Below are 1,167 nucleotides of genomic sequence, written 5' to 3' on the forward strand. Positions count from 1 at the left end.
ACCCGATGACGCGCCGGGATCAGGCCCGAAGTTCCCTCTTGCGCAAGGGGCGGTTACACATGTTGCACAAATCGCGAGAGGGATTCATCTTGTGAATCCAGTATGGTAGCTGGGCGTCATGAGCAGACCGACACCCCCGACCTACAAGACCAGGAACTGGCCCGCCTATAACGAAGCGCTGAAGCGCCGCGGCTCGCTGACGATCTGGTTCGACCCCGCGATGACCTGGGAAGCGACGCAGACCGGCAAGCGCGGCCGACAGCGTGACTATGGCGATACCGCGATCCAGACCTGCCTCACTATAAAGGTTCTTTTCGACATGGCGCTCAGACAAACCACGGGGTTTGTCGAGAGCCTGCTGCGGCTGATCGGCCTGGACTGGGCCGTGCCCGACTTCAGCACCTTGTCGCGGCGCCAGAGGACCCTGAAGGTGAACATCCCCTACCGCGGCTCGGACGGCCCCCTGCACCTGCTGGTCGACAGCACCGGGATCAAGGTCGAGGGTGAAGGCGAGTTGAACGCTCGCAAGCACGGGGGCACCAAACGCAGGGTCTGGCGCAAGATCCATATCGGGATCGACGAGAAATCGTTGGAAATCCGCACCGCCGAGTTCACGTCCAGCGACGTAGGCGATGCGCCGATGCTGCCCGAGTTGCTGGACCAAATCCCGCCTGAGCAGGAGATCGCCAGCGTCACCGCCGACGGCGCTTTCGACACCCGCAAGTGTCATAACGCCATCGCTTTCCGTGGGGCCACGGCGATCATCCCTCCGCGCAAGAACGCCAAGCCGTGGAAACCCGACACCGCCGGAGCCATCGCCCGCAACGAGATCCTGCGCACATCGAAACGAGTCGGTCGAACCATCTGGCGACGATGGAGCGGGTATCACCGCCGAAGCCGCGTCGAGACAAAGATGCACTGTGTCAAACTGCTGGGCCAGCGCCTGAGCGCACGGGACTTCGACCGTCAGGTCGCAGAGTTCCAGGTCCGTGTAGCCGTCTTGAACGGCCTCACCGCGCTCGGCACACCCATCACAGAAGTCGCGGGATAAGTCCGTCCGGGGAAAGGGGAAGTCAGCTCAGCACACGATTTGTGCAACATGTGTAACCGCCCCTTGCGCAAGAGGGAACTTCGGGCCTGATCCCGGCGCGTCATCGGGTGCTGACA

At 62.6% G+C, this 1,167-nt stretch carries 1 protein-coding gene; it reads left to right on the top strand.

What is annotated here, in order from left to right:
• Positions 1-118: 118 nt before the first annotated feature.
• Positions 119-1,051, top strand: a complete 933-nt coding sequence (locus D5084_RS09105; RefSeq protein WP_128515196.1) for an IS5 family transposase — start codon at positions 119-121, stop codon at positions 1,049-1,051.
• The last annotated feature ends 116 nt before the right edge of the window (positions 1,052-1,167 follow it).

It is taken from the genome of Tabrizicola thermarum, assembly GCF_003574395.1.
Lineage (GTDB): Bacteria > Pseudomonadota > Alphaproteobacteria > Rhodobacterales > Rhodobacteraceae > Tabrizicola > Tabrizicola thermarum.

Excerpts from the sequence above, each read along its gene's own strand:
- D5084_RS09105 (WP_128515196.1), top strand. The coding sequence starts at position 119 with ATGAGCAGACCGACACCCCCGACCTACAAGACCAGGAACTGGCCCGCC.